The sequence below is a fragment of the Pedobacter frigidisoli genome, assembly GCF_004331675.1.
Classification (GTDB): Bacteria; Bacteroidota; Bacteroidia; order Sphingobacteriales; family Sphingobacteriaceae; genus Pedobacter; species Pedobacter frigidisoli.
In genome coordinates this window covers 14,939-41,719 of record NZ_SJSN01000010.1, presented here as the reverse complement: position 1 = coordinate 41,719, position 26,781 = coordinate 14,939, and the positions used below count along the sequence as shown (strand labels likewise).

The window sequence follows — 26,781 nt, the reverse complement described above, 5'->3', positions numbered from 1 at the left end:
TTATATATCAAAAACATGGATTTGGTGAATTTGTTTGTCAGAGTTGATCAATAAATTCATATTTGGGATCTTCCAAACTCGACTTACTTTTCTATACTCGATATCCAATTTTCGGTTGTAGAGATCTTAACAGGCGTTGCTGATGAAGCAATCTTCAAAACCCCTCCTGCATAGATTTCAGCCTGTGTAATATAATTTTTGTTGAAAGGCTTTCCATTTAGGGTAACTGATTTTATGTACTTATTTTTAAGGCTAAAGTTCTCTGTTATAATTTTAAAGGATTTTCCCTTTGGTAAATTGTATGTTACTGTGGGAAATAAAGGGACATTTAGATAGTACACTGGCCAGCCGACACAAGCTGGAGAAAAACCACTCGCTGTAAAAACATACCAAGCGCTCATCGCTCCAGCATCATCATCCATGGTTCGCAAATAGGCTTGTGGTTGATTTTTATAAATCTTCCCGATAAACGAACCTATGCCTCTACTGTTATCGTTAAAGTAATTTTGGATAACCGTATCGGCAGCTATTTGATGCATCCAATATTGAGATTTATACCCAGCTTTGGTTACATTATACATTAGTGGAACCTGAAGATCGGGCTCATTGGCATGGTTATATAAATCCTTGGCAAAAAATTCATCCAACTTTGCTAGATAAGATTGCTCTCCACCATCTAACTCAATTAACCCCTTAAAATCGTAAGGAACAAACCACCTATATTGCCAAATGGTCCCTTGATATAAACCACGAGCCTGCATTTGATCTACATCGCGTTTACCCATATCCTTAAAATCCTTGTTCCAATATTTTTTGTACTCTAGGGCCTTATTTTTGTAAAAAACGGCTTTCTCTTGGTTATTCAATATTTTAAAAATTTCTGAAAGCGCCCAATTATCATAGCTTGATTCTAAAGCTTTATCTGGCGATTTATAATCCAAACCATTAACCTCTTTCACCAATGAATCTGCGATTTTGCTAAAATCTACTGGATAACCTTTGCGATAGGCATCTACCAAAACAACGATTGCATGTTCAGACCGAACGGTGTTTGATGGCTCATTCTGCCCCGCATAATCTTTCTTGCCAGAATTATAAAGATCGGCAATTGAGCTTACCATTCCTGCATATCGATCTTGCGCTATCAATGAAAGCAATGGCAATTGAGTGCGGTAATTATCCCAAATTGCCCAGCCATTATAACGAATTTCCTTATCTTTTTGCAGTTCACCCTTTGTGTTTCGATATTGTCCATCAGCTTCTGAAATTACATAAGGCGACTGCATGGTGCGGTAAAGCAAGGAATAGAATAATTTGGCACTTTCCATATCGCCAGTTACCGCAATTTTAGAAAGATTGGTGTTCCAATCTGTACTGCTCTGCGATTTAATCTCTTGTAGCGTTTTCTTATTGATGGCTATTTTTGCGGCTTCAGCGCTCACAGAAGAAAGTGCAATGTTAATCTCTGCCGATGTAGCATTTGGATCTAGTTTCACAACCAATTTATGATCGGATAACTTCTGCCAGTTCGCATTTCCATTTAGTTCCAAATAATAATAGATGCGATATTTCCCTGCACCGCAGGTTGTTTTCGATTCTACCCAACCGCTAATGGCATTTCCAACGAGAGTATGCTCTTCGGCCACGAAAGCGCCATTAAATGCATAACCCAAATCGAGAAAAACTCCCTTTTCTCCCTTTGGAAATTGATATACATGCTTGCCAGCATTACCTAAAACAGCAAAACTTGCCTTAATCTTATTTTCAAAACCAACCTCATAATAACCTGGCGAAGCTTTTTCTGATGACTTAATTAATACGGATTGATCGGCATCATTCCCTAAAAAAGGTTTAATGAAAATATTTCCTCCAGATCCTTGGCAACCTACGCCCTCGAAACGGTTATGCGTAAAACCCTCAAATTTCTTGGCCAGATATTCATAACCGGTATGTGTTTTTGGATAGGTTTGTGGACCAATGCTTAACATGCTAAATGGATAGGAGGCCGCAGGAGACATTTGCCCATGATCGGCTGAGGAACCCAAAAAGACATTGACCAAATCAACAGGCCTTTTCTCAAGAATTGAAAAATTATCCGCTTTCTGTTGCGCTAAAACGTTTAAGTGAATAAGTGAAAGAAAGATAATTATTGTCGTGGAAAACTTCATTTTATAGGATGTTGCTTTTTTGTTTCGCCTAAAATAGCATTTTAAGATGAAGTACATATTATGTTTTAGGTTCTTTACGTAAGAGATTTAATTCTGCTCTAATTGTATTTAAAACCCGAAGATTTCGATAAGAATGGTAGTTAAAACATTAAATAGTTTTTTGCGGTTTGCTAGCGTTAACGATGGAAGCCTACCGTGTACCCACAATATTCTCTTTAAATTATGATTTATCTTTCTGCTGATGCCGCAGGGCACAAACTTTTGAGGCATCAAAAGTATGCAAAAATGCATTTCAATCCAGCAAGGTGGCTCCACACAATCCACCGCTCATCAAAAAAACAGAGGCACTTTGTTTTGTTCGTGCCTGCTAAATGAAAGTTTTGTAGAGTATTTTCACAAAACCACTGCGTTTTAGGTTTGGTAGTGCTGGTTGTTCTTTAATGCACCTGTTTTTTTGATTTTCCTGCCACTTGGGATTGACGGAGTTCTTCGGTAAGACCTGCTTTTAATGTAAGGAAGTCAGCAAATCGTTCAAAAACTCACAATAAAAGATGTGGGTACACGGTAGGATGAAAGGGGCAAACTTTTGGCTTTTTCTACCAAAAAAAATACAGCGGATCCCGATTTTTCGGGATTAAAACGCCCAGATTAAAATTTACATCAATATCTAAATTGAATCAAGGTTTCCATAAAACAAAAAAGCCATTCCGATAAATCGAAATGGCTCTCCTATAAATTTGAAGTTCTTATTTGATCATTACTGGAACTGAGATTTTATCCCAATCTAAAGAGAAACCGCTTTTGGTAATTTTATAAACCAAGCGCTCTTGTGTGGCTTTTAATGCTTTGGTTTTCACATCAACACGTAAAACATCTTTTGCTTCTTCATATTTGTAAGCGCCCCATTGCTTAGGCTCTTTATTGAAAATCGCCGTCCATGTTCCACTTTCTTTAGGGATTAGGAAGAAACTGTATTTTCCAGCAGCAAGTGCCTTACCTTCTACCATAATATCCTTATCGGTTTCGAAAGTGGTTGCTTCGTTTGCTCCAGCACGCCAAACTTTGTCGTAAGCCTCTAAACCACCCCAAATTTTACGGCCCTTTACGGCAGGGCTGCTGTATGAAATTGTAATTGTTGCGCCCTTAACTTTACCTGTGGCTGTAGCAGCCGGACTTGGTTTTGGTTGAGCATCTTGTGCCATCGCACTTACCGAAATCGTTATTGCTGTAAAAAGCAAGGCGATAGATTTAATCATCGTTTTCATAGTATTATATTTATCTGTTTTTGTTGTTTTTAATTTTACGAATTTAGCGCTTTGGGACGATAAAATAATAATCCTACGGTCGAAAAAATGATAACCGCTGCGGCACCAATTACATTTAACCAAAGAAACGATACAATATCTAATTCATAAACGGTAATTACGGCAATTTCTGATAAGATGGCAGAAATAAAAACCAACATTCCATCTATCTTCTTAAAATAAAATGCAACCAAGAAGATACCTAAAATCGGTCCGTAAAAAAGTGACCCCAAAACATTAACGGCTTCAATTAACGAACCCATTTGCGTGGCGAACATGGCTACTGCGATGGAAAATATCCCCCAAGCTAAAGTGTGGAGTCTACTGTATCGTAATTCTGTAGCATCATCAAGTTGTTTTTTATTGAAAATTAAGTGTACATCTTTTAATGAACATGCCGCGAGTGAATTTAAGGCCGCAGAAATTGAGCCCCAACTGGCCAGAAATATTACGGCAAATAATAAGCCGATCATGCCAACAGGTAAGGTGTTTTTTACGAAGTATAAAAAGATATAATTAGTATCGGTTTTCTCTGCATTATAATTGGACTTATTAATGGCTTCTTCTACCCTACCGTGAAGTGCTTTTATAGCCGTTTGAGTGGTTTTAAAACTTGCTATCGATTGGTTTAGTTTTGCCGATTGATTTTCCTTTTGATCAAGAATCAACTTGGATTGATTATTAAATTGCTGTTCTAAAACTTGATGTTCCTTTTCGAAAACGTCCGCTTGTTGTGGCTGACTTTCCTTTAAATATTGATAAGAACGCTCGTTAAAATATATTGGTGCGGGTTTTAAGGAAAAGAAAGCAAATAGCAATGCACCTATTAAAAGAATGGCAAACTGCATCGGAATTTTAACCAAGCCATTTAACAACAAACCCATTTTTGCATTGGTATTATCTTTAGCGGTGATGTATCGCCCCACCTGACTTTGATCGGTACCAAAGTAAGAAAGTGCAAGAAAAAAACCTCCGATTAATCCACTCCAAATGTTGTATTTATCTTTCCAATCGAAATCGGTTGTAATTACATTTAACTTACCAGATTTGCCTGCAAGGTATAGTGCATCACTAAAACCAACACCATTTGGCATATTTTGCACCAATAAATATCCTGCAAAAGCCATCGTTCCAATAATGATCAAAAACTGAAGCTTTTGGGTATGAGCAATTGCTTTTGCCCCGCCGACATAAGTGTAGATCAACAGTATTCCACCGGTTAAAACATTAGTTAAATAAATGTTCCAATTTAAAACACTTGAGAGGATTATACTTGGTGCATAAATACTAATTCCGGTTGATAATCCTCGGGAAAAAAGGAAAAGTAAGGAAGTTAATACCCTTGTTTTTTTATCGAAGCGTTGCTCCAGATACTCGTAAGCGGTGTAAACATTTAAACGCTGAAAGATGGGAATGAAAGTAATACAGATCACGATCATTGCCAATGGCAAACCGAAATAATACTGTACGAAACGCATTCCATCGGTATAGGCTTGGCCAGGTGCCGATAGAAAAGTGATAGCGCTGGCCTGAGTAGCCATAATACCCAAAAGCACAATGTACCAAGGCATTTTATTGTCTGCCTTAAGATAAGATTCATTGCTTTTTTGTCCGCGGCCGATGAAAACACCGTAAGTAACAACGGCAAGAAGTGTAAAAATGAGTACGAACCAATCGATATTACTCATGCCCAAAATTTAGTAAAAAGGTAATAGAAAATGATTTGAAAAACCAGTGCGAGGGCCAAAAGTATGTACCAAGTATTCCAGTTTTTGAACCGCTTATTCATGTATTTTTGGATTGATATTATTTAGCTAGGATTTTGTGAAAATCATTTGCCATAAAAGTAGAAATTGTAGTGATCGTGGTTTTTCCATAAGGATTAAGAATTAATAAATCCTTATCGCCTGTTAAGAGAAAATCTACATTACCATATTCAGAAAGAGATAGCAAAAAATTATCCTTTTCGTCTCTACAAATTTTTGTGGCTGTTGTAACTTCAACAAATTCAGCATACTCACCAATAGCTTCTAGTATATCTTCCAAATCTGTTTGAAGAAAATATCTTTTAAGCTTTGGCCGTTGAACCACTTGCAAAAATTCATCTAACAACTCTTGGCTGAATATGAGTATGGCCTTTTTTGAGAAAATAATTTTATCGAGCTTGGAAAAATCTTTAGTAATTAAGAAGCTAATCCAAAGATTTGTATCAATAATTATCCTACTTCTCCGATTTTGCATAACGCTTAGATCTTACCAACTCTACCTCCTTTGTTATTTCTTCAAGTGTGGGTGTAGCTTTAGATTTAGATCTTAATTTTCTCAATAGCGCTGCAAAACTATTTTTAGAAGTATCTTGAATTGTGATGAGATTTAAAGCTGCTAAATCTTTTAATAGCCTCACGGCTTTTGGGTTTAATATATCAATTCGCATGCTTTCCATAGCTCAAATTTAATTAAAAGAAAACAATTTTCTATTCAACGGAAAATGTAACTCATTATATTTTTATTTTCCTGCCGAGATAAAATTAAAAAACAACCTTGCTGCACCAACATTTCCGGCAGGCAACTGTCTGAAAAATGCTAAAGGGGTATAAATAAAATTCCCTTTCCCGTATTTCGCATATAGTGTCGATCCTTTCAAAGGCTCTTCTCCAGTATCATTCATTTCAAAAAGAGGCTCATATTTATCATCCCATTTATCGGGGAAATAAGCACCACGTTCTTGCACCCAGCCTGTAAAATCTGCATCCGTTATTTTGTTGGGATAGTTAAGAAGTTTATGATTAGGGTTTAAAAACTTTACGGCTGCATTTTCTTCCGTTACTCTTTTGCCGCTGATACTGAAAGGATAAACTCCAAAATCCTGCAGGGCCATATCTTGGGTGGTATTATATTGCATTACAATTGTACCTCCATTTTCTACATAAGTTTTTAGCGCCACTTGCCAATTTTTGATTCTCTTTTCAGTGTTGATTACCCGAACGCCTGTTACAACTGCATCATAACTGGCCAACTTAATTGGATTAAGGATATCGGCCTCATTTAATACATCTACCTGAATGCCCGCTTGTCTTAAAAATTCCGGAATTAAGTCACCAGCGCCCTCAATGTAACCAACTTTTTTAGCGAGCACTTTTACATCACCTTTTAACAACCAAGTTGTTGCTGGCACGAAATATTGCAGTGTTGGCAAATGCGGATATTGAATAAGCACTTGCCCTTTAGTAAATTCATTACTTTCTGAAGAAAAAACTGCCTCCAATTTATTTTGGCTAGTCTTAATCTTCGCTAAATCCTCCACCGGAATAAGAAAATCCTTAATGGTAACGGTATTTTCAAGCAGATTTAAACCTGTGAAAGTTTTCACTATGATATTTCCTATTTTGAAAGTTACCTTACCATAATTAATATTTTTATTCGCTTTTAATTTTAAGGATACTGATAAACCCTCTTTCTCCCTTGCGAAATAAACAGGTTCGGTAAAACTTAAATCTAAGGCAGGAACAATCCTCAAGACTTCTACAATATCCCCTTTAACGGGATCTAGTTTTTTATAGGAAAGCGGCAATTTGATCGCGAATTTTTCTGACTCTATTTTTAAAGAAATGATAACATTCAATGCAGATTCTGCTTCTGGCAAACCAATTAATGTATCGTTGGCCACGCTAAAAGTTGCGGCGTTTTTCGCTGGCTCTTCTAACCAATAAGGCTCGGTTGTGGCAGCATTAGCAGGAAGTTGAATTTTGCGCTCTATCGTAATTAATGAATCTCCAGAGATCTTTCTATTTAAATTATCAGTTTGATTGATCCAATTTATCTGTTCCAAAATTACAGCGGTTGATGATCTGGCGATTACATTTAAGCGAAAGTTATAACCATTTCCAGCGATGGCCTCTGGCTGGTTCGTAACCACTTCGCCCATAAAACCTGTACAGCTTAAAATGATGTGATCGATGGCTGCAAGTTTTTCTTTTCTCAAATTCAAATCTTGAAGCTCCGCTATCTTTTTCCTAAGCATTAAAAGGCCGTGTAAACTTTTATCGGGGTGATTATAGTCGAACGATAAAAGAACAATGTCGATCAATTCATCAATATCTCCAATTCCTTTTTCCGACCAATTCATCGGGATCCGATCAAATAAAGATGTTTTTGCTGGATTTCCTAATACATGTGTAAAGTATTCCGTCCGAATGCCCGCAACAGATTGCGTTCCGGCGCCCTGACTTTTATGCAAACTTCTACTTAATCCTGCCAGTTCGCCATAACCCATTCCCAACTGCGCATCGTATTGACCAACATTAGCCTTTAGCTGATTTTCTGCTGTAGTATTTACCGAACCAAAACGGAAAGTATTCCAAAGCACTCTTTTGGGTTGCCAAACATCAACATATTTCAATTGGTTAGGAAATGCAGTTTTATCTCCAGCCAACTTAAATGCTTTTTCAGCTACAACTGCAGATGCAGCATGTTGGCCGTGGCCTGCCGCAGCGGTTGGCGGGAAACGACAAATAATTACGTCTGGACGAAATTTACGGATTACCCAAACTACATCGGCAGTGATACTATCTGCATCCCATTGTTTAAAGGTATCTTCTGTATTTTTAGAGAAACCAAAATCGATAGCTCGGGTAAAAAACTGTTGTGCGCCATCTAGTTTTCTGGCTTCTAAAAGTTCATGTGTTCGGATTAATCCTAAAGCTGCACCTTGTTCTGTTCCCAGTAAATTTTGTCCGCCATCTCCTCTGGTTAGTGATAAATATCCGGTTTCTACATTTTGATCATTGATTAACCACGATAGTAAACCTGTATTTTCATCATCGGGATGTGCGGCCAAATAAAGAACCTTGGGAATATGCCTCAATGTTTTCAATTCTCGATAAATTTCTGACGATTTTGCTGGCCTTATTTGTTGGGCCGATGCTGAAATCGTGAAAAAACCAAGAATATATATTACGGTTAGTCTCTTAAACATAGAATTTGCTTTGTGTAGCAAATATGCTTAAAATGGTTTTATTTCGAGTAGTTGGAAACGAAAAAGGTACAAACCCCCTTGCTCCCTAAAGGGGGAACTGAAAACCTAAAGTATATTATGGGCTACATAATAAAATTTTAAGCCGGAATTATGGAAAAAATTTTAAGAACAGTTGCATTTTCTCTGAAAACAAATTTGATCATCAAAGGAAATATCAATTTCAAATATCTAATATTGCACCATAAATTACACCTATGAACGGGATCGTCCTCATCATTGATGATGAAAAAAAAATCTGCAGCTTGCTTTCCAGAATTATTGAACTAGAGGGATTTAAAACCTTACAGGCAAATACTGGCAAAGAGGGATTGAAGCTATTGAAAAACAATGACGTGAGTATCGTAATTAGCGATGTTAAACTGCCTGATGTGAACGGTGTAGCAATGGTAAAAGATATTAAACTGCTTAAACCCTTTGTTGAGGTAATTAACTTAACCGCATATGGAACCATTGCAGATGGTGTTTTGGCCATTAAAAATGGTGCATTTGATTATTTAGTTAAAGGTGATGATAACGACAAAATTATTCCCTTGCTATATCGGGCGATGGATAAGGCAAATATTCAATACAGAATTTTTGAACTTGAGGATAAGGTGGGTAAAAAGCATCATTTTTCTACAATAATTGGCCAATCTAAAGCTTTAAAAGAAGCCATTGATTTGGCAAAAAGAGTGAGCAAAACTGACACCACTGTTTTACTTTTAGGCGAAACTGGAACTGGGAAAGAGGTTTTTGCCCAGTCGATTCATTATGAAAGTCCGAGATCTGCCAAGCCTTTTGTAGCCTTAAATTGCAGTGGTTTTAGCCCTGAATTATTGGAAAGTGAGCTTTTTGGGTATAAAGCTGGAGCTTTTACTGGTGCCAATAAAGACAAAAAAGGTTTGCTGGAAGAAGCCAATGGCGGAACGCTTTTTTTAGATGAGATTGGAGAAATGAACCTTGATTTGCAGGCTAAATTACTTCGGGTGTTAGAAAACCAAAGTTTTATTAAAGTGGGCGATACCCTAACGCAACAGGTTAATGTTCGGATTATCGCTGCTACCAACAAAGATTTAAAGGCTGATGCTGCCTCGGGAAGATTTCGATCGGATCTTTACTATCGCCTTTCCGTTTTTACGATTACTCTTCCGCCCCTGCGAGACAGAAAACAGGATATTCCGGCTTTGGCAGAACATTACTTGAATGAATTTTCAATAAAAGTAAATCATACCGATCTTAAACTAGACGAGAAGATTTTAAGTATTTTTCAAAAATATAACTGGAAAGGAAATATTAGGGAATTGAAAAACGTGATCGAGCGACTGGTCATTCTGTCCGACGGTGACCACTTAAACGTTTCCGCTTTACCACAAGAATTTTTCGAATTTGCTCCTCTGGAGAATAATTTCAATCTTCAGCAAGTAGAAAAACAACATATCCAAAAAGTGCTACTTCATACCAAAGGTAACAAAGCGGAAACTTCTAGGTTGTTAGGAATTGGATTGACTACGCTTTATCGAAAAATTGAAGAGTATGGAATTGGCGAGGCGTGAAATCAAAAACTCATTTTGAGCCAATAATAAAATAAAAACAAAATTCAGCTTATTTTACAGAAAAATACAGCTCAAATTCAAATCAATTTGAGCTGTATTTTATACCCTATTGAGCCGAATGGTAGTAAACCAATCATAAATCTTAGTGATCTATTATCTGTTTAGTCATTCCAAAACGATAAAAACCTTTCCAAAATGGAAAGGTTTTTTTTATGCCCAAACTTTTGATTTTATACATAAATAAAATCAAATATCTACATATCAACAACTTACAAAAATTTCATTCCACTCGGCACAAGAGTTGGCAATAGGCATTTCATAAATCAATAAGTTATGACAATTATCCTATTTCTAATTATCCTTTTGCTCTGCTGGGCAACTTACAAATCAATCGATTGGTTCGAAAAAATCTAAAGCCATGTTAGCACTATTCATCATCGCAATCGCCGTATTTATCTATATGATTTACGTGTTGATTAAACCCGAAAAATTTTAGCCCCTAACCCCTAAAGGGGAATTTAAAAAACAAAAAAATGAACACTGAATTAATTGGCATCATCGCCACATTCCTGCTCACCTTAGTTATAGCTATCCCTTTGGGTAAGTATTTGGCTAAGGTTTTTGCAGGAGAAAAAGTTTGGACAGACTTTTTAAAACCGCTCGAAAACGGAATTTATAAACTTTCGGGCATCAACATCAAAGAACAAATGAACTGGAAACAGCAGTTAAAAGCTTTGCTAACCATCAATATTTTGTGGTTAGTTTACGGCTTTTTCGTGTTGATATTTCAGGATAAACTGCCTTTTAATCCTGATGGAAACCCGGGCATGACACCTGATTTGGCTTTCAATACGATTATCAGCTTTGTGGCAAACTGTAACCTGCAACATTATTCGGGCGAGAGCGGCGTAAGTTATTTAACGCAGCAATTCGTATTGATGTTTCTTCAGTTTGTAAGTGCTGCCACCGGAATTGCCGCAGCAGTTGTATTATTCAAAGCTTTCAGAGATAAAACCACTACCCAATTGGGAAATTTTTGGGAATTCTTTGTAAGAGCAATTACCCGTTTATTGTTGCCTTTATCAATCGTAATGGCGTTAATTTTAACTTTTAACGGCACACCGGCCAGTTACGATGGAAAAGACCAATTCGTATCCGTTCAAGGGGACACAGTAAATGTTTCCCGCGGACCTGCTGCACAACTGATAGCCATAAAACATTTGGGAACAAATGGTGGTGGTTATTTTGGAGCGAATTCTGCCCATCCATTCGAAAACCCAAGCTATTTAACCAATATGGTGGAGATGATTGCACAGGTAATTATACCTATTGCCATGATAATTGCCTTTGGTTATTTCATCCGCAGGAAAAAATTAGCATGGACAATTTTCGGCGTAATGACCATTGGTTTATTTATGCTGATGATTCCGACTTTAAGTTCGGAACTAGGTGGAAACCCTGCCTTGGCTAAAATGGGCATCTCACAAGCCACAGGCGCTATGGAGGGTAAAGAAGTTCGCTTCGGACCGGCAGCGACTGCATATTGGAGTACCTTAACTACTGTAATTTCTACAGGATCCGTTAACGGAATGCATGACAGCACGATGCCACTTACCGGTTTATGGCAATTATTAGCCATGATGATAAACGGTTTTTACGGTGGTTGCGGAGTTGGTTTGCTGAACTACTTCATCTACCTGATTATTGCTGTATTTATTTCAGGCTTAATGGTGGGCAGAACGCCTGAATTTTTAGGTCACAAGGTTGAAGCCAGAGAAATTAAAATTGCGGCAATTATTACTTTGTTAAGCCCCTTTTTAATATTGGCAGGAACGGCAATTTCGAGTTATGTTTTTACCAATCATGGCGATGCAGCTTGGGCCGTTCAACCTAAAGCATGGTTAAACAATCCCGGTTTCCACGGCTTCTCCGAAATGCTTTACGAAGTCACCTCTTCAAATGCGAATAACGGTTCGGGTTTTGAGGGCTTGGGCGATAACAATGTTTTCTGGAATGTACTTACAGGTGTAATTATTTTCCTTGGTCGTTTCTTACCGATTATCGGTCCTGTTGCAATTGCAGGTTTGTTAGGCGCCAAAAAATTCATCCCTGAATCTGCAGGAACCTTAAAAACAGACACCAAAACATTCGCCTTAATGACTTTTGCTGTGATTTTGGTACTGAATGCCCTTTCATATTTCCCTGCGCTGGCCTTAGGTCCGTTGGCAGAATACTTTACACAGTTGAGGTAAAACGTAAAATGGAAGATGGAAAAAGGTAATGCACCAGACATCATCCATATTACATCAAACATCTTACATAATTAAAAATCTGTGAAATCATTTTAATCTGTGAAATCACTTAATTAAAATAAAAATGAAACCCAATAATAAATTGTTCGAACCTGCTTTAGTGCAAACTGCATTGAAACAATCTTTCATCAAACTCGACCCACGGGTAATGGTTCGCAACCCCGTTATGTTTACCGTTGAAGTTGGAACACTCGTAATGGCTTACGTTACGGTTTATTCTTTCAGCCATAGCGGACAAGGTTCGCCATTATATAACTTTTTCATCTTCCTCGTGCTTTTGCTAACCGTTCTGTTTGCCAATTTTGCGGAAGCCATTGCCGAGGCAAGAGGAAAAGCACAAGCCGACAGCTTACGTAAAACCCGTGAAGAAACACCTGCAAAAGTGCTTTTAGCGAACGGAACGATTGAAATCCGTTCTTCTAATCAATTGAAAAAAGGCGATGTTTTTGTTTGTGAAACCGGCGATACCATTCCAACTGACGGAGAAATTATTGAGGGTATAGCAACCATCGATGAATCGGCCATTACAGGAGAATCTGCTCCGGTAATCCGAGAATCGGGAGGTGATAAATCTTCAGTTACAGGTGGAACAAAAGTACTGTCTGATGAGATAAAAGTTCAGGTAAGTACCGCACCCGGCGAAAGCTTTTTAGATAAAATGATTGCTTTGGTAGAGGGTGCATCTCGTCAGAAAACACCCAACGAAATCGCCTTAACTATTTTATTGGCAAGTTTCACTTTGGTATTCATCATCGTGTGTGTAACGTTGAAACCTTTTGCTGATTATGCTAACACGCCAATTACGATTGCGGCTTTAATCTCGCTGTTTGTGTGTTTAATTCCAACAACCATCGGCGGTTTATTATCAGCCATCGGCATCGCCGGAATGGATAGGGCTTTAAGAGCAAACGTTATTACCAAATCCGGTAAAGCAGTAGAAACGGCCGGCGATATAGACGTTTTGCTTTTGGATAAAACCGGAACGATAACCATCGGGAACCGTAAAGCAACGAACTTCTACCCTACTGCAGGCGTGGTAATTAAAGATTTTACCGATGCTTGTGTATTGAGTTCTTTAGCTGATGAAACCCCTGAGGGAAAATCGATTATTGAATTGGCAAATGAGCAGGGATTTAAAAATCCAGGAACACCTCAAGGTTCTGCATTCATCAAATTTACGGCCGAAACCCGCTCAAGCGGATTGGATACAGCCGACGGAAGACGAATTAGAAAAGGTGCTTTTGATTCCATCAGGAATATAGTTGAAAAAGCGGGAAATATTTTTCCATCTGATATTGAAGACCACGTAAAAAGCATTGCTACTAACGGCGGAACACCTTTAGTAGTTTCAGAAAATGAAAAAGCTTTAGGTGTAATTGAGTTGCAGGATATTATTAAACCCGGCATCAGCGAACGTTTTGAGCGCTTGCGTAAAATGGGTGTTAAAACCGTAATGGTAACGGGAGATAATCCTTTAACAGCCAAATACATTGCCGAAAAAGCAGGTGTAGATGATTTTATCGCAGAGGCAAAACCTGAAGATAAAATGAATTACATTAAAGATGAGCAAGCCTTAGGCAAACTTGTCGCAATGATGGGCGATGGTACAAATGATGCACCCGCACTTGCGCAAGCGGATGTTGGTGTAGCGATGAACAGCGGAACCCAGGCTGCAAAAGAGGCCGGTAACATGGTGGATTTGGATAACGACCCTACTAAATTAATTGAGATTGTTGAAATTGGTAAACAGTTGTTAATTACCCGTGGAACGCTAACTACTTTCTCTATCGCCAATGATGTTGCTAAATACTTTGCCATTGTTCCCGCATTATTTATTGCATCAATTCCTGCGCTACAAAGCTTAAATATTATGGGTCTGCATACACCTGAAAGTGCGATTATGTCGGCAGTTATTTTCAATGCGATTATCATTCCGATTTTAATTCCACTGGCATTAAAAGGTGTGGCTTATAAACCAATCGGAGCTACAGCTTTGCTTCGCAGAAACTTATTTATTTATGGCATTGGAGGTGTTGTCGCTCCGTTTATCGGCATCAAATTAATTGATTTAGTCGTTGGATTATTTGTTTAAAACATCAAAAGCTTTGACAACTTTTCTGTGCAATTTGCACTTAAAGTTGTCAAAGCTAAATCTTCATAATCATTTAAAATCTGTTTAATCACATAAAATCATGAAAAAATACATCATACAATCGATACGCTTAACCTTAGTTTTAATCGTATTGTTATGCATCATTTACCCCATCAGCATTGCATTGGCAGGCAAACTTTCCAAAGGGAATGGCGGCGGAGAAAAAATCGCGAAAAACGGCAAAACAGTTGGGTATTCATTATTAGGTCAGTCGTTTACCAAACCGGAATATTTTTGGGGAAGACCATCAGCCGTTGGTTACAATGCCGCAGGTTCTGCAGGTTCAAACAAAGGCCCGTCAAATCCTGATTATTTAAAAGAAGTTCAATCGAGAATTGATACGCTTTTAAAATACAATCCAGCCTTAAAGAAATCAGATATCCCTGCAGACATGGTTACCGCATCGGGTAGTGGTTTAGACCCGAACATCTCAGAGCAAGGCGCAGCGATTCAAATTGCCAGGGTTGCTAAAACCAGAAATATCAGCGAAGAGAAAGTTAAAGAACTGGTGGCAGTGAATACGCTAAAACCATTAATGGGCTTGTTTGGTCCATCATCAGTAAATGTTCTGAAACTGAACTTGGCATTGGATAATTTGTAGATAAATCACACCATGCGCACATTAAAAAACCACCCCTTACCCCTCCTTGAAACTAAGGAGGGGAGTTGGACATTGCCGGTTAAAATTTGTGGCAATATTTTAAGTAGATGGGTTTAAACCCTAAAACAATAATTAATGCTGAAAATTTCCCTCAGCACTTACAACTCCCCTCCTATTTTAGGAGGGGCAGGGGGTGGTAAATTTTGTCATCCTAATAATAAATAATCACATCATGAAAAAACTAATCACCCTTATAACAACATTAACAGCAACAATAACGGCGTACGCACAAGACGAACCCAAAGTAAAATTCTCCGGTTATTTGGAAACTTACTACGGTTACGATTTTAATAAACCTGCCGACCATAACAGACCGGGTTTTATCTATTCACATAACAGAGCCAATGAGGTAAACCTGAATTTAGGTTTTATTAAGGCTGCTTACGATAGCGGCTCAATCAGAGCGAACATTGCAGTAATGGCCGGTACGTATTCCAATGCCAACTTAGCGGCAGAACCCGGTGTGCTCAAAAATATTTTCGAAGCCAATGCAGGTGTTAAACTTTCAAAATCAGAAAACTTATGGATTGATGCCGGGATTTTCTCCTCGCATATTGGTTTTGAGGGTGCTGTTTCTAAAGATTGCTGGGTTTTAACCAGAAATATTTCTTCAGAAAATACACCTTATTACGAATCCGGAGCGAAAATCACTTACGGGACAAAAGATGGAAAATTAACCGCAGCCCTACTCTACCTTAACGGATGGCAAAGAATTACCCGTCAGAATGGAAATGATAAACCAGCCGGAGGGTTACAATTGACTTGGAAACCAACACCTAAAATCACGGTAAACTACAGCAATTACTTAGGAACCGAGGGCGCTGATTCAGTTCGTGCAAATCGTTTCTATCATAATATTTATGGTATCTTTCAAGTTACCGATAAATTTGGTCTAACTCTTGGTTTCGATTACGGTACACAACAAAAAACCAAAGGAAGCAACGATAAAAATGAAGTCATCTCTCCAGTTGCTATTGCACAATATAAATTTGCGGATAAATGGGCTGTAGCCGCAAGATTTGAATATTACGAAGACAAAAATGGTATTTTTATATCAACAGGAACACCAAATGGTTTCAAAACAAAAGGTTACTCATTAAACGTAGATTATTCGCCAATTCCAAATGCAGTAATTCGTTTGGAGGGTAAAACTTTTGATAGCAAGGATAAAATTTTTACTAGAGAAAGTAATTCAGTCAATGCGAATACAACTTTAACAGCAAGTATTGCGGTAGCATTTTAGGGATGGAAGAGGGAAGATGTAAAATGGATGAAGAGAGAAGTTCCATCGTCCAAACTACATCTTCCATCTTACACCTTTACATTTTACATAAATGATAAAAGACGATTCGGTTAAACAGTTCCTCGAACTCATTCAAAAATCGAGGAGAGGCAAGCTCAAAATTTATATTGGGATGAGCGCCGGTGTGGGTAAAACCTATCGAATGTTGCAAGAATCTCATGCACTTTTGCGCAACGGCATTGATGTTTGTATCGGATACGTAGAAACCCACAAACGAGCCGAAACCGAAGCTTTGGTTGCAGGTTTACCTTTAATCCCAAGAAAAAATATTTTCTATCGCGGTAAGGAAATCGATGAAATGGATTTGCAGGGAATTTTGAACCGTCATCCTGAAATTGTTGTGGTTGATGAACTGGCTCATACCAACGCAGAGGGAAGTAAAAACGGCAAACGTTGGCAAGATGTTTTCGATTTATTGGAGGCAGGAATTAGTGTAATATCCGCGGTAAATATTCAGCATCTGGAAAGTATCAATGAAGAAATTGAACACATCACAGGCATTAAAGTAACGGAAAGAATCCCAGACAAAATATTAGAGCTTGCAGATGAAATCGTCAACATCGATTTAACCGCTGATGAATTGGTTACCCGATTGAAAGAGGGAAAAATTTACGATAAAAGTAAAATCGAAAGGGCTTTAGAAAACTTCTTCCAATCGGATAAAATTTTGCAATTACGAGAACTGGCACTGAAAGAAGTGGTTCATCAGGTGGAGCGGAAAATCCAAACGGAAATTCCAAAATCAATAAAGCTTAGACCGGAAAGATTTCTTGCATGCATCTCTTCTAACGCCGAAACAGCTGGCGTTGTGATTCGGAAAACAGCAAGGCTGGCCTCTTATTATCACTCGCCGTGGATTGTACTTTATGTGCAAAGCGATGCAGAAAGTTTAGATAAAATTAAGCTCGATAAACAGCGACATTTAATCAATCATTTTAAGCTGGCAACTGAATTAGGCGCAGAAGTGATTAAAATTAAAAGCAATCAGGTTACACAAAGCATTATCAACATGGCAACAGAAAAAGAAATCACCACCATTTGCATCGGTAAGCCCCATTTAAATATTTTTCAAGTAATTATGCGAACGGCAATTTTTAATCAACTGTTGCGTAATTTAGCCGCAAAAGAAATTGATTTGGTTATACTGTCTTAAAGTTTAACCGCAAAGTACACAAAGATAAGGCGCAAAGAACGCAAAGTACAATGCCTAATTTTGCCTTCCGAAAGACTCCATATCCTTTGCAAAAAAAAGAAAAAACTACAGTATGAATTTAACCGTGAAGTACAAAAAATGGCGCAAGGTGCATATATTATATCGCCTGGCTTTGCGTGCCTTTGCGAAAAACTTCGCATTCTTTGCGGTTAATAAAACATCATCATCATGAAAATAAAAACCAAGCTTCGCCTCGGATTCGGGTTTCTCTTCATCATCGTTTTATCCTTTGGATTGATTGCCTTATTCTTTTTGAATGAACTATCTGATAAATCGAAAGTAATCCTGAAAGACAATTACAAATCTTTAAAATATGTTGCTCAGATGCGTAATATATTAAATGAAGATGAATTTCCATTCTCTGCCCAAAACGAAGAAATATTTGAACTCAACATAAAAAATGAGGCCAACAACATTACCGAGCCGGGAGAAAAGCTGGAGGTAGAAAAACTTAAATCAGCTTATTTAAAGTTGAAAAACACAGCCTCAAACAATGTAAATATACAGGTTATTAGAGATTTGCATTTGGCTTTGCGAAACATCGAGGGCTTAAATATGAAAGCCATTTATGATAAAAACGAGCTTGCTACACAAGCATCAAGCAGGGCAAATTTGTATATCATGATTGCTGCAACTTTGAGCTTTATCATTCTGTTTACTTTCATTGTTAATTTCCCTGGCTTTGTAGCCAATCCTTTGGCAGAATTTAGTGCAGCAATTCGGGGCATCAGTCGGAAGAATTACAAGCAGCGTTTAAACTTCGAAAACGATGATGAATTTACCGAACTGGCAGATGCCTTTAACGGCATGGTGGTTAAATTGAACGAATGGGAAAATAGTAATCTATCGAAAATCAAATCTGAAAAATCGCGTATCGAAGCCATTATCGCACAAATGCAGGATGCCATCATCGGGTTAAATGAAAAAGGCGAAGTTTTGTTTTTAAACCATTTAGCAGCAAAGCTGATGAGCTTGGACGAGGAGAAAATCATCGGTCAGAATGTTGCCGAACTGATTAAAAAGAATGAACTATTAAAACGAATTATCAAGCCTGAAACCGAAGATAAAACCCTAAAAATTTATGCTGATGATAAGGAGTCTTACTTCCTTTTAGAGCATCGAGAAATCGTAATCCCTAATTATGAAGAACCCACAGAAGAGGCATTAATAACCTCTTCAAAATCTGCAGGAAGTGTTTATGTCTTAAAAAACATTACCCAATTTAAAGAACTGGATGAAGCAAAAACGAACTTCATCGCCACCGTTTCGCATGAACTTAAAACCCCGCTTTCCTCAATAAAAATGAGTTTAAAGTTGCTAAATGATGCACGTGTAGGCGCCATGAATGAAGAGCAAAGCCAGCTTTTAACGCACATTAAAGAAGATAGCGACCGTTTGCTGAAAATCACAAGCGAACTATTGGATTTATCTCAGGTAGAAACCGGAAATTTAAAACTCACCTTTGCGTTAACAAAACCCGAAGAAATTGTTCAATACGCTATTGATGCCGTTAAGTTTCAGTCCGAACAGAAATCAATTAAACTGGAATTAAACTGCGACCCTAACTTACCGAAAGTGAACGCTGATATTCAGAAAACCGCCTGGGTTTTAGTTAACTTTTTATCGAATGCTTTGCGTTATAGCTCCGAAAAATCGAAAGTGGTAATCGATGTTTTTCAAAAGGATAAATTCATTCAGTTTTCTGTTCAGGATTACGGAAAGGGTATCGATGAAAAATATCAGAAACGTTTGTTCGACAGGTATTTTCAGGTTCCTACCGATGGCCAAAATAAATCAGGCTCTGGTTTGGGGCTAGCGATTTCTAAAGATTTTATCGAAGCTGAAGACGGGAAAATCTGGGTAGAAAGCGCCATTGGCGAAGGCAGTAAATTCTGCTTTACGCTACCAGTTGTGGATTAAAACTCAGGAAACTAAAGTAAAAATAAAGTCGTAGCTTTTCACCACGACCTTGTTTTTCTATCGATTATTTTTCTAATGCATAAACTGCAAAAGAGGCTAACCAATGATCTCCACCGTAATTACCTGCAAACACCAAAGGCAATGCATTCGATAAAAATTTATCTGCGGTTATTTCAAAATGTTTCTTCCACTTATGGCCAGCAGGCAATTCGTTTGCTATTCCTTTCATACACCAAGCTCTTGTAAATGATAAACCAACAAGGTGAACACCTTGATAATCATTAATATCGCTGATGATTGGCAAATCACTAATCCGATCTATACTTCTCTTTTCGTAAAATTTATTTAGCCAATTCACAAAGGTTTTATTGGGCAAAACCCTTCGCATTAAATCTGCTATTTCTAAGCTAGGAGAAAAGAAATCTGATCCATCGGGCTCTAAATAAGCTGGCGTCTGGGTATTGCTTAAATAAAATTCCTTCGCCTTATCGTCAATTTGATTCTCGAAAGCAACATCTTTGAAAGTTCTTGCCCAATCTAATGCAAAAACTAACCCAAATGCAGTATTTGGATGTACACCAGTTCTATTCGGGTAAGTTTGTTTCGGCAAATAGGCTTTCCAAAGCTTTAGGATCTGCTGTGTCAGGGGTTGCATGGCAGCATACCACTTTTTAGCATCAGGATTATCCCAAGTGTAAAGTTCTTGATCTAATTTTAACAACCAGGCCCAACCGTAAGTGCGTTCATAAGTATTGGCTACCTGATATTTTGTGAAATATTCCGCCTCTGCCCTCATATTTTCTGGCATAAGGGTTTTATTCAATTGAGCAATAATTTCTGCCTTATTTTTAAGATCTGGAACAGTTTTCAACAACCTTAAAAGCATCCAATGGCCATGAACCGAGCTGTGCCAATCTAAACAACCAAAAAAAGCAGGATGCAATTCGCTGGGCAACAATCGACCATCAACGGCAGTATTTACCACATGCGAGGTTTTGTTTGGGAACTCCTGACCTATACAACCTAAAGGCATTTTGGAAAGTTTTTCAGCAACATCAGCTGTTAATGTTGGTACAACCTGGGCATTTGAAATAAGAAATGATAGGACAAGAACGCTTACAGCAAAGATTTTTTTCATGGTTAAATGAATTTGAGAATTTATGATACTGATCAACCTAGAACTGATGAATGTTTTCAGGAACGATTGTCCATCATCCATTTTTTTTTATACTCCAAATCTAATCCATTTATCACCCTCGTGGCCAAAAATAAATGAACCAGGATGTAGCATTTCCGCAACATCCTCAATGAGGGCAACTGCACTTTCTGCCGATCGCTCTCGGGTTATATCATCATTCAATAAGATAATTCGATTATTTTTTACCGCTTGCCAGTCTGCACTTAAAACAGCTGGAACTTCCCTCATTAAATCTGTCAAGGTTTTTTCTGGTTCATAATAAATGATAAATGCTGCACCTAAAACGTCGGTTTCTAACCTACCGCCTGCTAAAGCAATTTCTTCTGAAAGAAAATAACTTGGATTATTGTTAGTATCCAAACAAGCTACTGGCATTTTATCCATAAACTTAATTTTGTGTTCTACTAAATCTAAACGTTCTTGTAATTCTTCCTGTTTAGCGGCATCGAGGCCAATAAATAAATCGTTTAAAAAAGACATTTGCATTAAATTTATTAATTTGTGCAAAAATAACATTCCTTAACTCATGCGAGGCTCATTTAAATATATATTTTGGATTTTTTGCTGTGCCCTAATCTTCTCTTGCAAGGAAAGTGCCGATAATAAGAACAAAAAGGTTTTTAATATCAACCTCGATCAAGGTTTAACCTCTATCGATCCTGCTTTTGCCCGAAACCAAAATGCCATTTGGATGACCAACCAGATTTTCAATGGCTTGGTACAAATTGATTCTTCGCTGCAAACCATTCCTTGTATTGCAAAAACTTGGCAGGTTTCTGATGATGCACTTACCTACACGTTCAATCTTCGAAGTGATGTTTATTTTCACGATGATCCTATATTTAAGAATGGTAAGGGTAGGAAAGTTGTAGCCAGTGATTTTGCTTATAGTTTTTATCGCTTAATCGATCCAAAAGTTGCCTCTTCTGGTGGATGGATTTTTAGTGATAAGGTAAAAGATCAAGAGAATTTTATAGCGATAAATGATTCTACTTTCCAAATCAAACTCGTTCGACCTTTCCCGCCTTTTATGAGTTTGCTTACCACACAATATTGCTCTGTTGTACCCAAAGAAGTGGTGGAGCATTATGGCAAGGATTTTAGAAGTCACCCAGTTGGGACAGGGCCATTCCAGTTTAAATATTGGAAAGAGGGCGAGATTTTGGTGTTGCTAAAAAATGATCGTTATTTTGAAAAAGATGAAAAAGGCATTCAGCTTCCTTACTTGGATGCTGTTAAGGCAACTTTCATCACCGATAAACAAAGTGGATTTATGAGTTTCTTAAAAAAGGATCTCGACTTTTACTATAATGTTGATGGCAGTTACCGCGATGATATCTTGACTAAAAGCGGCAAGATGAGTTCGAAGTATAAAGGGAAATTTACCTTGACAAAAAGCCCGTATTTATGTACAGAATATGTTGGGATTTTGGTGGATAGTAGCTTAGCCATTGTAAAGAATTCGCCTTTGAGAATTAAAAAAATTAGGCAGGCCATCAACTATTCTATTGATAGGGATAAGCTGATTAAATATTTAAGAAACGGTATCGGCATAGCGGCTACATCGGGGTTTATACCTAAAGGAATGCCCGGCTTTGATAGCTTAGCCGTTCATGGATATGCTTATAACCCTACCAAAGCAGCTAAATTACTGGCCGAAGCGGGATTTCCGGAGGGAAAGGATTTACCTGAAATAACACTAAATACCACCACAACTTACAAGGATTTGATTGAGTTTATCCAGGGTGAACTTACTGCGGTTGGAATTAAAACCAAAATTGACGTTAGTCCGAGTTCGAGTTTACGGGATTTAATGTCGAAGAACAATGTGAATTTCTTTCGTGGATCGTGGCTAGCTGATTACGCTGATGGAGAGAATTTTCTTTCCATGTTCTATACCAAAAACAAGGTTCCATACGGACCAAATTATACTGCCTTTTACAATAAGGAATTTGATCAATTGTTTGAGCAAAGCTATTATGAACCCGATAACGAAAAACGATTTGAGCTTTACCGTAAAATGGACCAAATGGTAATGGATTACTCTCCGGTTGTTCCGTTGTTTTATGATCAATCGGTGGTGATGCTCCAAAATAACATTAGTGGCTATGCTTTTAATCCGCTGAGTTTAATGACACTTAAAAAAATAAAGAAAAACTAGTTTAAATTGACCACAAAAGGAATAAAAGAACACATAAGTTTGCTTTGTCTATTGGGGGGATATATGATTTGTTTTAGTCTGAGTTATTTGCCGGAATTAGGTTGCTAAACCTTATTGCAGCGGCATCCCCCGATTTTTCTTCGGGGATACAGCGGAAAGAAAGAACAAATCTTAAAATTAGCACTGTCCTTGCTTTGCAAAAAATCAACAGTAGCCTTTATTTCCCATTTAACTTGCGGTTCAAAAATTCTGCTGTTGCTTCACTCACGTTTAAGCCATTGGAGAATTTCATCCAATGGTGTGTATCATCGGGAATTGCCAAAAACTCAAACTCAAATTTCTTATCCTCAAAACGTTTAACTAGATCTACACTTTGGCTAAAAGCCACATTTCGATCATCATCTGCATGGATAATCAGCGTAGGCGAAGTCCAGGTGTTGATGTAGGTAATAGGTGATGAGTCTGCAGCAATTTTTGCAGCCAATTCTGCATCTGGTGCAGGAGCCTTTCCTTCGCTTGCATTATTGCTGAATCGATTGTTTACGCCATGAATATCTACTCCCGCAGCAAATAATTTCGAATTTCTACCTAATGCAAGTGCGGTTAAGTAACCACCGTAAGAACCGCCATAAATTCCGATTCTTTTGCCGTCGATATTTGGCTGTTTGGCCAACCATTCTCCCGCGGCCTTAATATCCTGATACTCTGAAGCACCCTGTGCGCCTGCATTTAAGGGTTTGTGAAAATCGTAGCCATAGCCCAAACCTAAACGGTAATTAACGGACAAAACCGTAAATCCTAAGTTAACCAAGTATTGATTTAATGCATAATCAATAGAATAATAATCCATCGGGTTCCAACCCAAAAACATCTGCCTTTGTGGTCCACCATGAACATAAACTATTGCGGGGTGGTTTTGTCGAGCTTTTTTTGGCGAAAATAACTGACCGTAAACTGTATTTCCATCAGCTGCCATAAAGCTTACATGTTGAGGAATAACCATTTCTTTAATCGGAAAATCATTGGGGATAAGCTCTTCACCAATCAATTTAATGATTTTATTAGGCCCAAGAACTGCTGGCAAAAGCGGTCTTTCTGCAGTAGAACTCAAACAATAGAATGTACTGTTATCTCCAGAAATAATTGGATAAGCCTCAATCCCTTTTCCAGAAGTTAAAGCTTGCATATTAGCCTTATTTACAGCAACTTTATAAATGTGCCGTCGATCGAGATCATCGCTATCAGTGCCAGAATTGGCAGCGAATACCAATGTTTTTTTGTCGTTACTTAGCCTTACATTTTCTACGGCGAAATTGCCTGGGGTAAGTAATACTTTCTTTGATCCATCGGTATTCATAGAATATAAATGTGGCCAGCCGTCTTCATAAGAGCTAAATATAATTTTTCCATCGCCCCAATTGAGGTTTGCACCGCCGTCGATTGATGGATAAGAGCCGCGGATGGTTTCGGGTGCTTTCCAAATCTGCTTGCCCATTCCACTTGTTACATCCACTTTCCATATTGCCCAAGGTTGATGTTTTTTGGATAAAACCGAATCTATTTCTCCACCAACTCCTGGTGTTCTAATAAATGCCAATTCCTTTCCATCTGGAGACCAAACGGGTGAATTATCTTTAGAAAATGATGCCATTAACCATTGAATGGGAGATTTTTGATCAGTGTAAATACCAATAAATGAATGGTCTGTTCGGTTACTTACAAAAGCGATTTGCTTACCATCGGGCGACCACTTATAACTCGAGGTGATTCCTTTTGCAAAGAAAAGATTTTTAACTGGCGAAGAACCATCGATAGCAACAGATTTTACTTGGCCAGCAATTGCAAATAAAACCTCAGTATTATTTGGAGATATCGTAGGATTATCTCCCTCGCCTAATGTATTGATATTTCCACCTGTATAAGGAATTGAAAATACTTGCACTTTGGGGGCAATTGGTGAAGAGCCTGCATTTACAGGGCCACCATCCCTACCGCCATGATCTCCACCCTTTACAAAAACAATCCATTTTCCATCTGCAGAAATAGAAAGACTTGTTAATTCCTGTCCATCGTCTTCGGTATAATTAGTAAGCTTTACTTCCTTAAAATATGGGGCTTCGGCAATGTAAATATTTCGTTTTCCTTGCTCATTTGCTGCCCATGCAATTTTAGAACCCATTGGCGAAGCAACCAATTGCGTGGGAAATGGATAACTTAGGACAGATTTCAGTGTAAAAGACTGGGCAGATGTAATGGCCGAGTAAAAGAAGAAAAGCAAAATAAATAAGGGCTTTTTCATTGTTATTGTTTGGAAGATAAATTATAAAAAAGTCCTAACCAATAGATGATTAGGACTCGAAAGGTTCGTTTTTTACAAGATTGTTACTGATCCCACCATAACTTGGTAGTTCTTAGCACTTCTACTGGAACGTTAGCACCATTTTTACTTCTTTCGCCTTGAGGATAATCCAATCGGCGAATAAATGTTGGAAGTGCTGCATTCATTGGCATACCAAAATCTTTATACTTGTAATCAAAGCGGCGAGCATCATTCCAGGCCTCTGGATTTAAATAGGTTGCAATATATTTTTCCTTAAAGATTAAATCCTTTGTTAATGCTGCAGCGCCTACAGAAACACTTGGCAAAGTTACATAAGCTTCTTTATCAGCAGCTAAAACCTGAAATTTATCCATATTAGCACGTATTGCAGCTAAATAAGCATTATACGATCTTGTTCTATCCGTATCAAATGCAGCTTCTGCCTCGATAAACTTCAACTCCGCATAAGTAACAATAAATATTGGAGAGGTAAGCCCACTCCATGGAGAACTTTGAGAAATATAATTTTCATTTTTTAAAGTATTTGCCCCTGGCGGACGATTACCAGCTCCGTTAACTGTACCGATATAAGTCCCATCAACGGTCTTATCAGTGATCTTTGCAAGCCTTGGATCAATAACTCCTGGGTAAGTAACACCTCTCAATGCATCTATCAATTGCTCAGAAAGCCATCCGCCTAATGATTGGTTTGCATTATTTAGCGCAACGTTTGCCCAAGGATTTCTTTCTCTAAAAGTTTGCATTCTGGCATCTTCATCATTATTTGCGAAAGACTTACTTACTGCATCCAAAACAGCAGTTGGATTGTATGATGATGTTTTACTCACCTTGTTTAAAAGTCTTGCTTTTAATGCGTAGGCCATTTTTAGCCAATTTGACCTTTCTGTAGCTGCAGTTGTACCATAAATTAAATCGCTTGCTGCTGCCAGTTTAACAGCTGAATTTGTTTTTGCCAATTCTACAATTGCCTCATCAATAAGTGCCATTGTAGAAGTATAAACTTCTTGCTGCTTATCGTATTTTGGCACTAAATTGTTGATATTAAATGCTTCAGAAAACGGAGCATCTCCCCATAAGTCGTTTACCATCATCAAGTTGTAAGCAATAAGTACATCGGCCACGCCCTTATATTCACTTGAATTGAGTGTGATTGCCAATTTCTTCATTTCATTTGCATCAGCCATGGCAAAATAAAGCGCATCCCAAGTACCGCTAAAATCAATAGATTGATAAGTATCTCCTGCACCATTAGCCGCTGGATTAGCCGTATATTGAACATAAGGAACAATAATACTCGCCACATTGAAATTGTTATTACCAGCTTTGTAAGTTGAGGTAGCCAATAGTGCATTTAAGGATGGGGCGGCTACTTGATTTGGATTGTTAGACAATTTATCGAAGTAACTATCCTTACAGCTTTGCAAACCCAACATTGCAATTGCTGCTGAAAGCAGTGTATATTTTATAATTTTTTGCATCGT

Annotated in this window: 19 protein-coding genes; 9 read left to right on the top strand and 10 right to left on the bottom strand. The window is 37.9% G+C overall.

Annotation, left to right across the window (positions count from 1 at the left end):
• Positions 1-83: 83 nt before the first annotated feature.
• From EZ449_RS13520 to EZ449_RS13495, 6 genes are all read right to left on the bottom strand, one after another.
• On the bottom strand, positions 84-2,168 hold the full coding sequence (locus EZ449_RS13520) for a glycoside hydrolase domain-containing protein (protein ID WP_131559659.1): 2,085 nt from the start codon (positions 2,166-2,168) through the stop codon (positions 84-86).
• Between the two features lie 746 nt (positions 2,169-2,914).
• On the bottom strand, positions 2,915-3,433 hold the full coding sequence (locus EZ449_RS13515) for a DUF2911 domain-containing protein (protein ID WP_131559657.1): 519 nt from the start codon (positions 3,431-3,433) through the stop codon (positions 2,915-2,917).
• A gap of 35 nt (positions 3,434-3,468) precedes the next feature.
• The gene (locus EZ449_RS13510; protein WP_131559655.1) at positions 3,469-5,160 is read right to left on the bottom strand and encodes a sodium:solute symporter; all 1,692 of its coding nucleotides are present in this window, start codon (positions 5,158-5,160) and stop codon (positions 3,469-3,471) included.
• A 118-nt stretch (positions 5,161-5,278) separates the two neighbouring features.
• Positions 5,279-5,713: a putative toxin-antitoxin system toxin component, PIN family gene (locus tag EZ449_RS13505; protein WP_131559653.1), complete on the bottom strand. Its 435-nt coding sequence runs from the start codon at positions 5,711-5,713 to the stop codon at positions 5,279-5,281.
• Positions 5,694-5,915: a hypothetical protein gene (locus EZ449_RS13500; protein ID WP_131559650.1), complete on the bottom strand. Its 222-nt coding sequence runs from the start codon at positions 5,913-5,915 to the stop codon at positions 5,694-5,696. The genes EZ449_RS13505 and EZ449_RS13500 overlap by 20 nt, the downstream gene beginning before the upstream one ends.
• Before the next feature lie 63 nt (positions 5,916-5,978).
• Entirely contained in the window at positions 5,979-8,447 is a 2,469-nt protein-coding gene (locus EZ449_RS13495; RefSeq protein ID WP_131559648.1) for a PIG-L family deacetylase, read from the bottom strand.
• A gap of 254 nt (positions 8,448-8,701) precedes the next feature.
• Between EZ449_RS13495 and EZ449_RS13490 the strand changes: the two genes are divergently transcribed.
• The 8 genes from EZ449_RS13490 (at position 8,702) to EZ449_RS13455 (ending at position 19,600) form a co-directional block, all read left to right on the top strand.
• Positions 8,702-10,039, top strand: coding sequence for a sigma-54-dependent transcriptional regulator (locus tag EZ449_RS13490; protein ID WP_131559646.1), 1,338 nt, complete (start codon positions 8,702-8,704; stop codon positions 10,037-10,039).
• Between the two features lie 418 nt (positions 10,040-10,457).
• On the top strand, positions 10,458-10,535 hold the full coding sequence (locus tag EZ449_RS23500) for a potassium-transporting ATPase subunit F (RefSeq protein WP_082468366.1): 78 nt from the start codon (positions 10,458-10,460) through the stop codon (positions 10,533-10,535).
• A 37-nt stretch (positions 10,536-10,572) separates the two neighbouring features.
• Positions 10,573-12,291 (top strand): potassium-transporting ATPase subunit KdpA, encoded by a 1,719-nt coding sequence (kdpA, locus tag EZ449_RS13480; RefSeq protein WP_131559644.1) that lies wholly within the window; start codon positions 10,573-10,575, stop codon positions 12,289-12,291.
• Positions 12,292-12,415: 124 nt separating this feature from the next.
• Positions 12,416-14,443 (top strand): potassium-transporting ATPase subunit KdpB, encoded by a 2,028-nt coding sequence (gene kdpB, locus EZ449_RS13475; RefSeq protein ID WP_131559642.1) that lies wholly within the window; start codon positions 12,416-12,418, stop codon positions 14,441-14,443.
• A 100-nt stretch (positions 14,444-14,543) separates the two neighbouring features.
• A complete protein-coding gene (locus EZ449_RS13470; protein ID WP_131559640.1) occupies positions 14,544-15,104 on the top strand; it encodes a K(+)-transporting ATPase subunit C in 561 nt (186 codons plus the stop codon).
• 232 nt (positions 15,105-15,336) lie between these two features.
• Entirely contained in the window at positions 15,337-16,407 is a 1,071-nt protein-coding gene (locus tag EZ449_RS13465) for a porin (RefSeq protein WP_131559637.1), read from the top strand.
• A 91-nt stretch (positions 16,408-16,498) separates the two neighbouring features.
• Positions 16,499-17,620, top strand: coding sequence for a sensor protein KdpD (locus EZ449_RS13460; RefSeq protein WP_131559635.1), 1,122 nt, complete (start codon positions 16,499-16,501; stop codon positions 17,618-17,620).
• Positions 17,621-17,848: 228 nt separating this feature from the next.
• A complete protein-coding gene (locus EZ449_RS13455) occupies positions 17,849-19,600 on the top strand; it encodes a HAMP domain-containing sensor histidine kinase (protein WP_131559632.1) in 1,752 nt (583 codons plus the stop codon).
• Positions 19,601-19,664: 64 nt separating this feature from the next.
• On the opposite strand, the gene EZ449_RS13450 is transcribed toward EZ449_RS13455, so the two are convergent.
• Both EZ449_RS13450 and EZ449_RS13445 read right to left on the bottom strand, forming a co-directional pair.
• The gene (locus EZ449_RS13450; RefSeq protein ID WP_131559630.1) at positions 19,665-20,738 is read right to left on the bottom strand and encodes a DUF2891 domain-containing protein; all 1,074 of its coding nucleotides are present in this window, start codon (positions 20,736-20,738) and stop codon (positions 19,665-19,667) included.
• Positions 20,739-20,825: 87 nt separating this feature from the next.
• Entirely contained in the window at positions 20,826-21,278 is a 453-nt protein-coding gene (locus EZ449_RS13445) for a substrate-binding domain-containing protein (RefSeq protein WP_131559628.1), read from the bottom strand.
• Positions 21,279-21,324: 46 nt separating this feature from the next.
• Here EZ449_RS13445 and EZ449_RS13440 point away from each other — a divergent pair, with 46 nt between their 5' ends.
• A complete protein-coding gene (locus tag EZ449_RS13440; RefSeq protein ID WP_131559625.1) occupies positions 21,325-22,959 on the top strand; it encodes an ABC transporter substrate-binding protein in 1,635 nt (544 codons plus the stop codon).
• Positions 22,960-23,176: 217 nt separating this feature from the next.
• Here EZ449_RS13440 and EZ449_RS13435 read toward each other — a convergent pair whose 3' ends face one another.
• Together EZ449_RS13435 and EZ449_RS13430 are read right to left on the bottom strand one after the other, a co-directional pair.
• Positions 23,177-25,258 (bottom strand): S9 family peptidase, encoded by a 2,082-nt coding sequence (locus tag EZ449_RS13435; RefSeq protein ID WP_131559623.1) that lies wholly within the window; start codon positions 25,256-25,258, stop codon positions 23,177-23,179.
• An 83-nt stretch (positions 25,259-25,341) separates the two neighbouring features.
• Positions 25,342-26,778 (bottom strand): SusD/RagB family nutrient-binding outer membrane lipoprotein, encoded by a 1,437-nt coding sequence (locus EZ449_RS13430; RefSeq protein ID WP_131559621.1) that lies wholly within the window; start codon positions 26,776-26,778, stop codon positions 25,342-25,344.
• Positions 26,779-26,781: the final 3 nt, after the last annotated feature.

What these genes read in the sequence shown, in the direction of transcription:
- EZ449_RS13520 (WP_131559659.1), bottom strand. Translation starts at nt 2,168, where the DNA reads ATGAAGTTTTCCACGACAATAATTATCTTTCTTTCACTTATTCACTTA.
- EZ449_RS13515 (WP_131559657.1), bottom strand. Translation starts at nt 3,433, where the DNA reads ATGAAAACGATGATTAAATCTATCGCCTTGCTTTTTACAGCAATAACG.
- EZ449_RS13510 (WP_131559655.1), bottom strand. Translation starts at nt 5,160, where the DNA reads ATGAGTAATATCGATTGGTTCGTACTCATTTTTACACTTCTTGCCGTT.
- EZ449_RS13505 (WP_131559653.1), bottom strand. Translation starts at nt 5,713, where the DNA reads ATGCAAAATCGGAGAAGTAGGATAATTATTGATACAAATCTTTGGATT.
- EZ449_RS13500 (WP_131559650.1), bottom strand. Translation starts at nt 5,915, where the DNA reads ATGGAAAGCATGCGAATTGATATATTAAACCCAAAAGCCGTGAGGCTA.
- EZ449_RS13495 (WP_131559648.1), bottom strand. Translation starts at nt 8,447, where the DNA reads ATGTTTAAGAGACTAACCGTAATATATATTCTTGGTTTTTTCACGATT.
- EZ449_RS13490 (WP_131559646.1), top strand. Translation starts at nt 8,702, where the DNA reads ATGAACGGGATCGTCCTCATCATTGATGATGAAAAAAAAATCTGCAGC.
- EZ449_RS23500 (WP_082468366.1), top strand. Translation starts at nt 10,458, where the DNA reads ATGTTAGCACTATTCATCATCGCAATCGCCGTATTTATCTATATGATT.
- kdpA (WP_131559644.1), top strand. Translation starts at nt 10,573, where the DNA reads ATGAACACTGAATTAATTGGCATCATCGCCACATTCCTGCTCACCTTA.
- kdpB (WP_131559642.1), top strand. Translation starts at nt 12,416, where the DNA reads ATGAAACCCAATAATAAATTGTTCGAACCTGCTTTAGTGCAAACTGCA.
- EZ449_RS13470 (WP_131559640.1), top strand. Translation starts at nt 14,544, where the DNA reads ATGAAAAAATACATCATACAATCGATACGCTTAACCTTAGTTTTAATC.
- EZ449_RS13465 (WP_131559637.1), top strand. Translation starts at nt 15,337, where the DNA reads ATGAAAAAACTAATCACCCTTATAACAACATTAACAGCAACAATAACG.
- EZ449_RS13460 (WP_131559635.1), top strand. Translation starts at nt 16,499, where the DNA reads ATGATAAAAGACGATTCGGTTAAACAGTTCCTCGAACTCATTCAAAAA.
- EZ449_RS13455 (WP_131559632.1), top strand. Translation starts at nt 17,849, where the DNA reads ATGAAAATAAAAACCAAGCTTCGCCTCGGATTCGGGTTTCTCTTCATC.
- EZ449_RS13450 (WP_131559630.1), bottom strand. Translation starts at nt 20,738, where the DNA reads ATGAAAAAAATCTTTGCTGTAAGCGTTCTTGTCCTATCATTTCTTATT.
- EZ449_RS13445 (WP_131559628.1), bottom strand. Translation starts at nt 21,278, where the DNA reads ATGTCTTTTTTAAACGATTTATTTATTGGCCTCGATGCCGCTAAACAG.
- EZ449_RS13440 (WP_131559625.1), top strand. Translation starts at nt 21,325, where the DNA reads ATGCGAGGCTCATTTAAATATATATTTTGGATTTTTTGCTGTGCCCTA.
- EZ449_RS13435 (WP_131559623.1), bottom strand. Translation starts at nt 25,258, where the DNA reads ATGAAAAAGCCCTTATTTATTTTGCTTTTCTTCTTTTACTCGGCCATT.
- EZ449_RS13430 (WP_131559621.1), bottom strand. Translation starts at nt 26,778, where the DNA reads ATGCAAAAAATTATAAAATATACACTGCTTTCAGCAGCAATTGCAATG.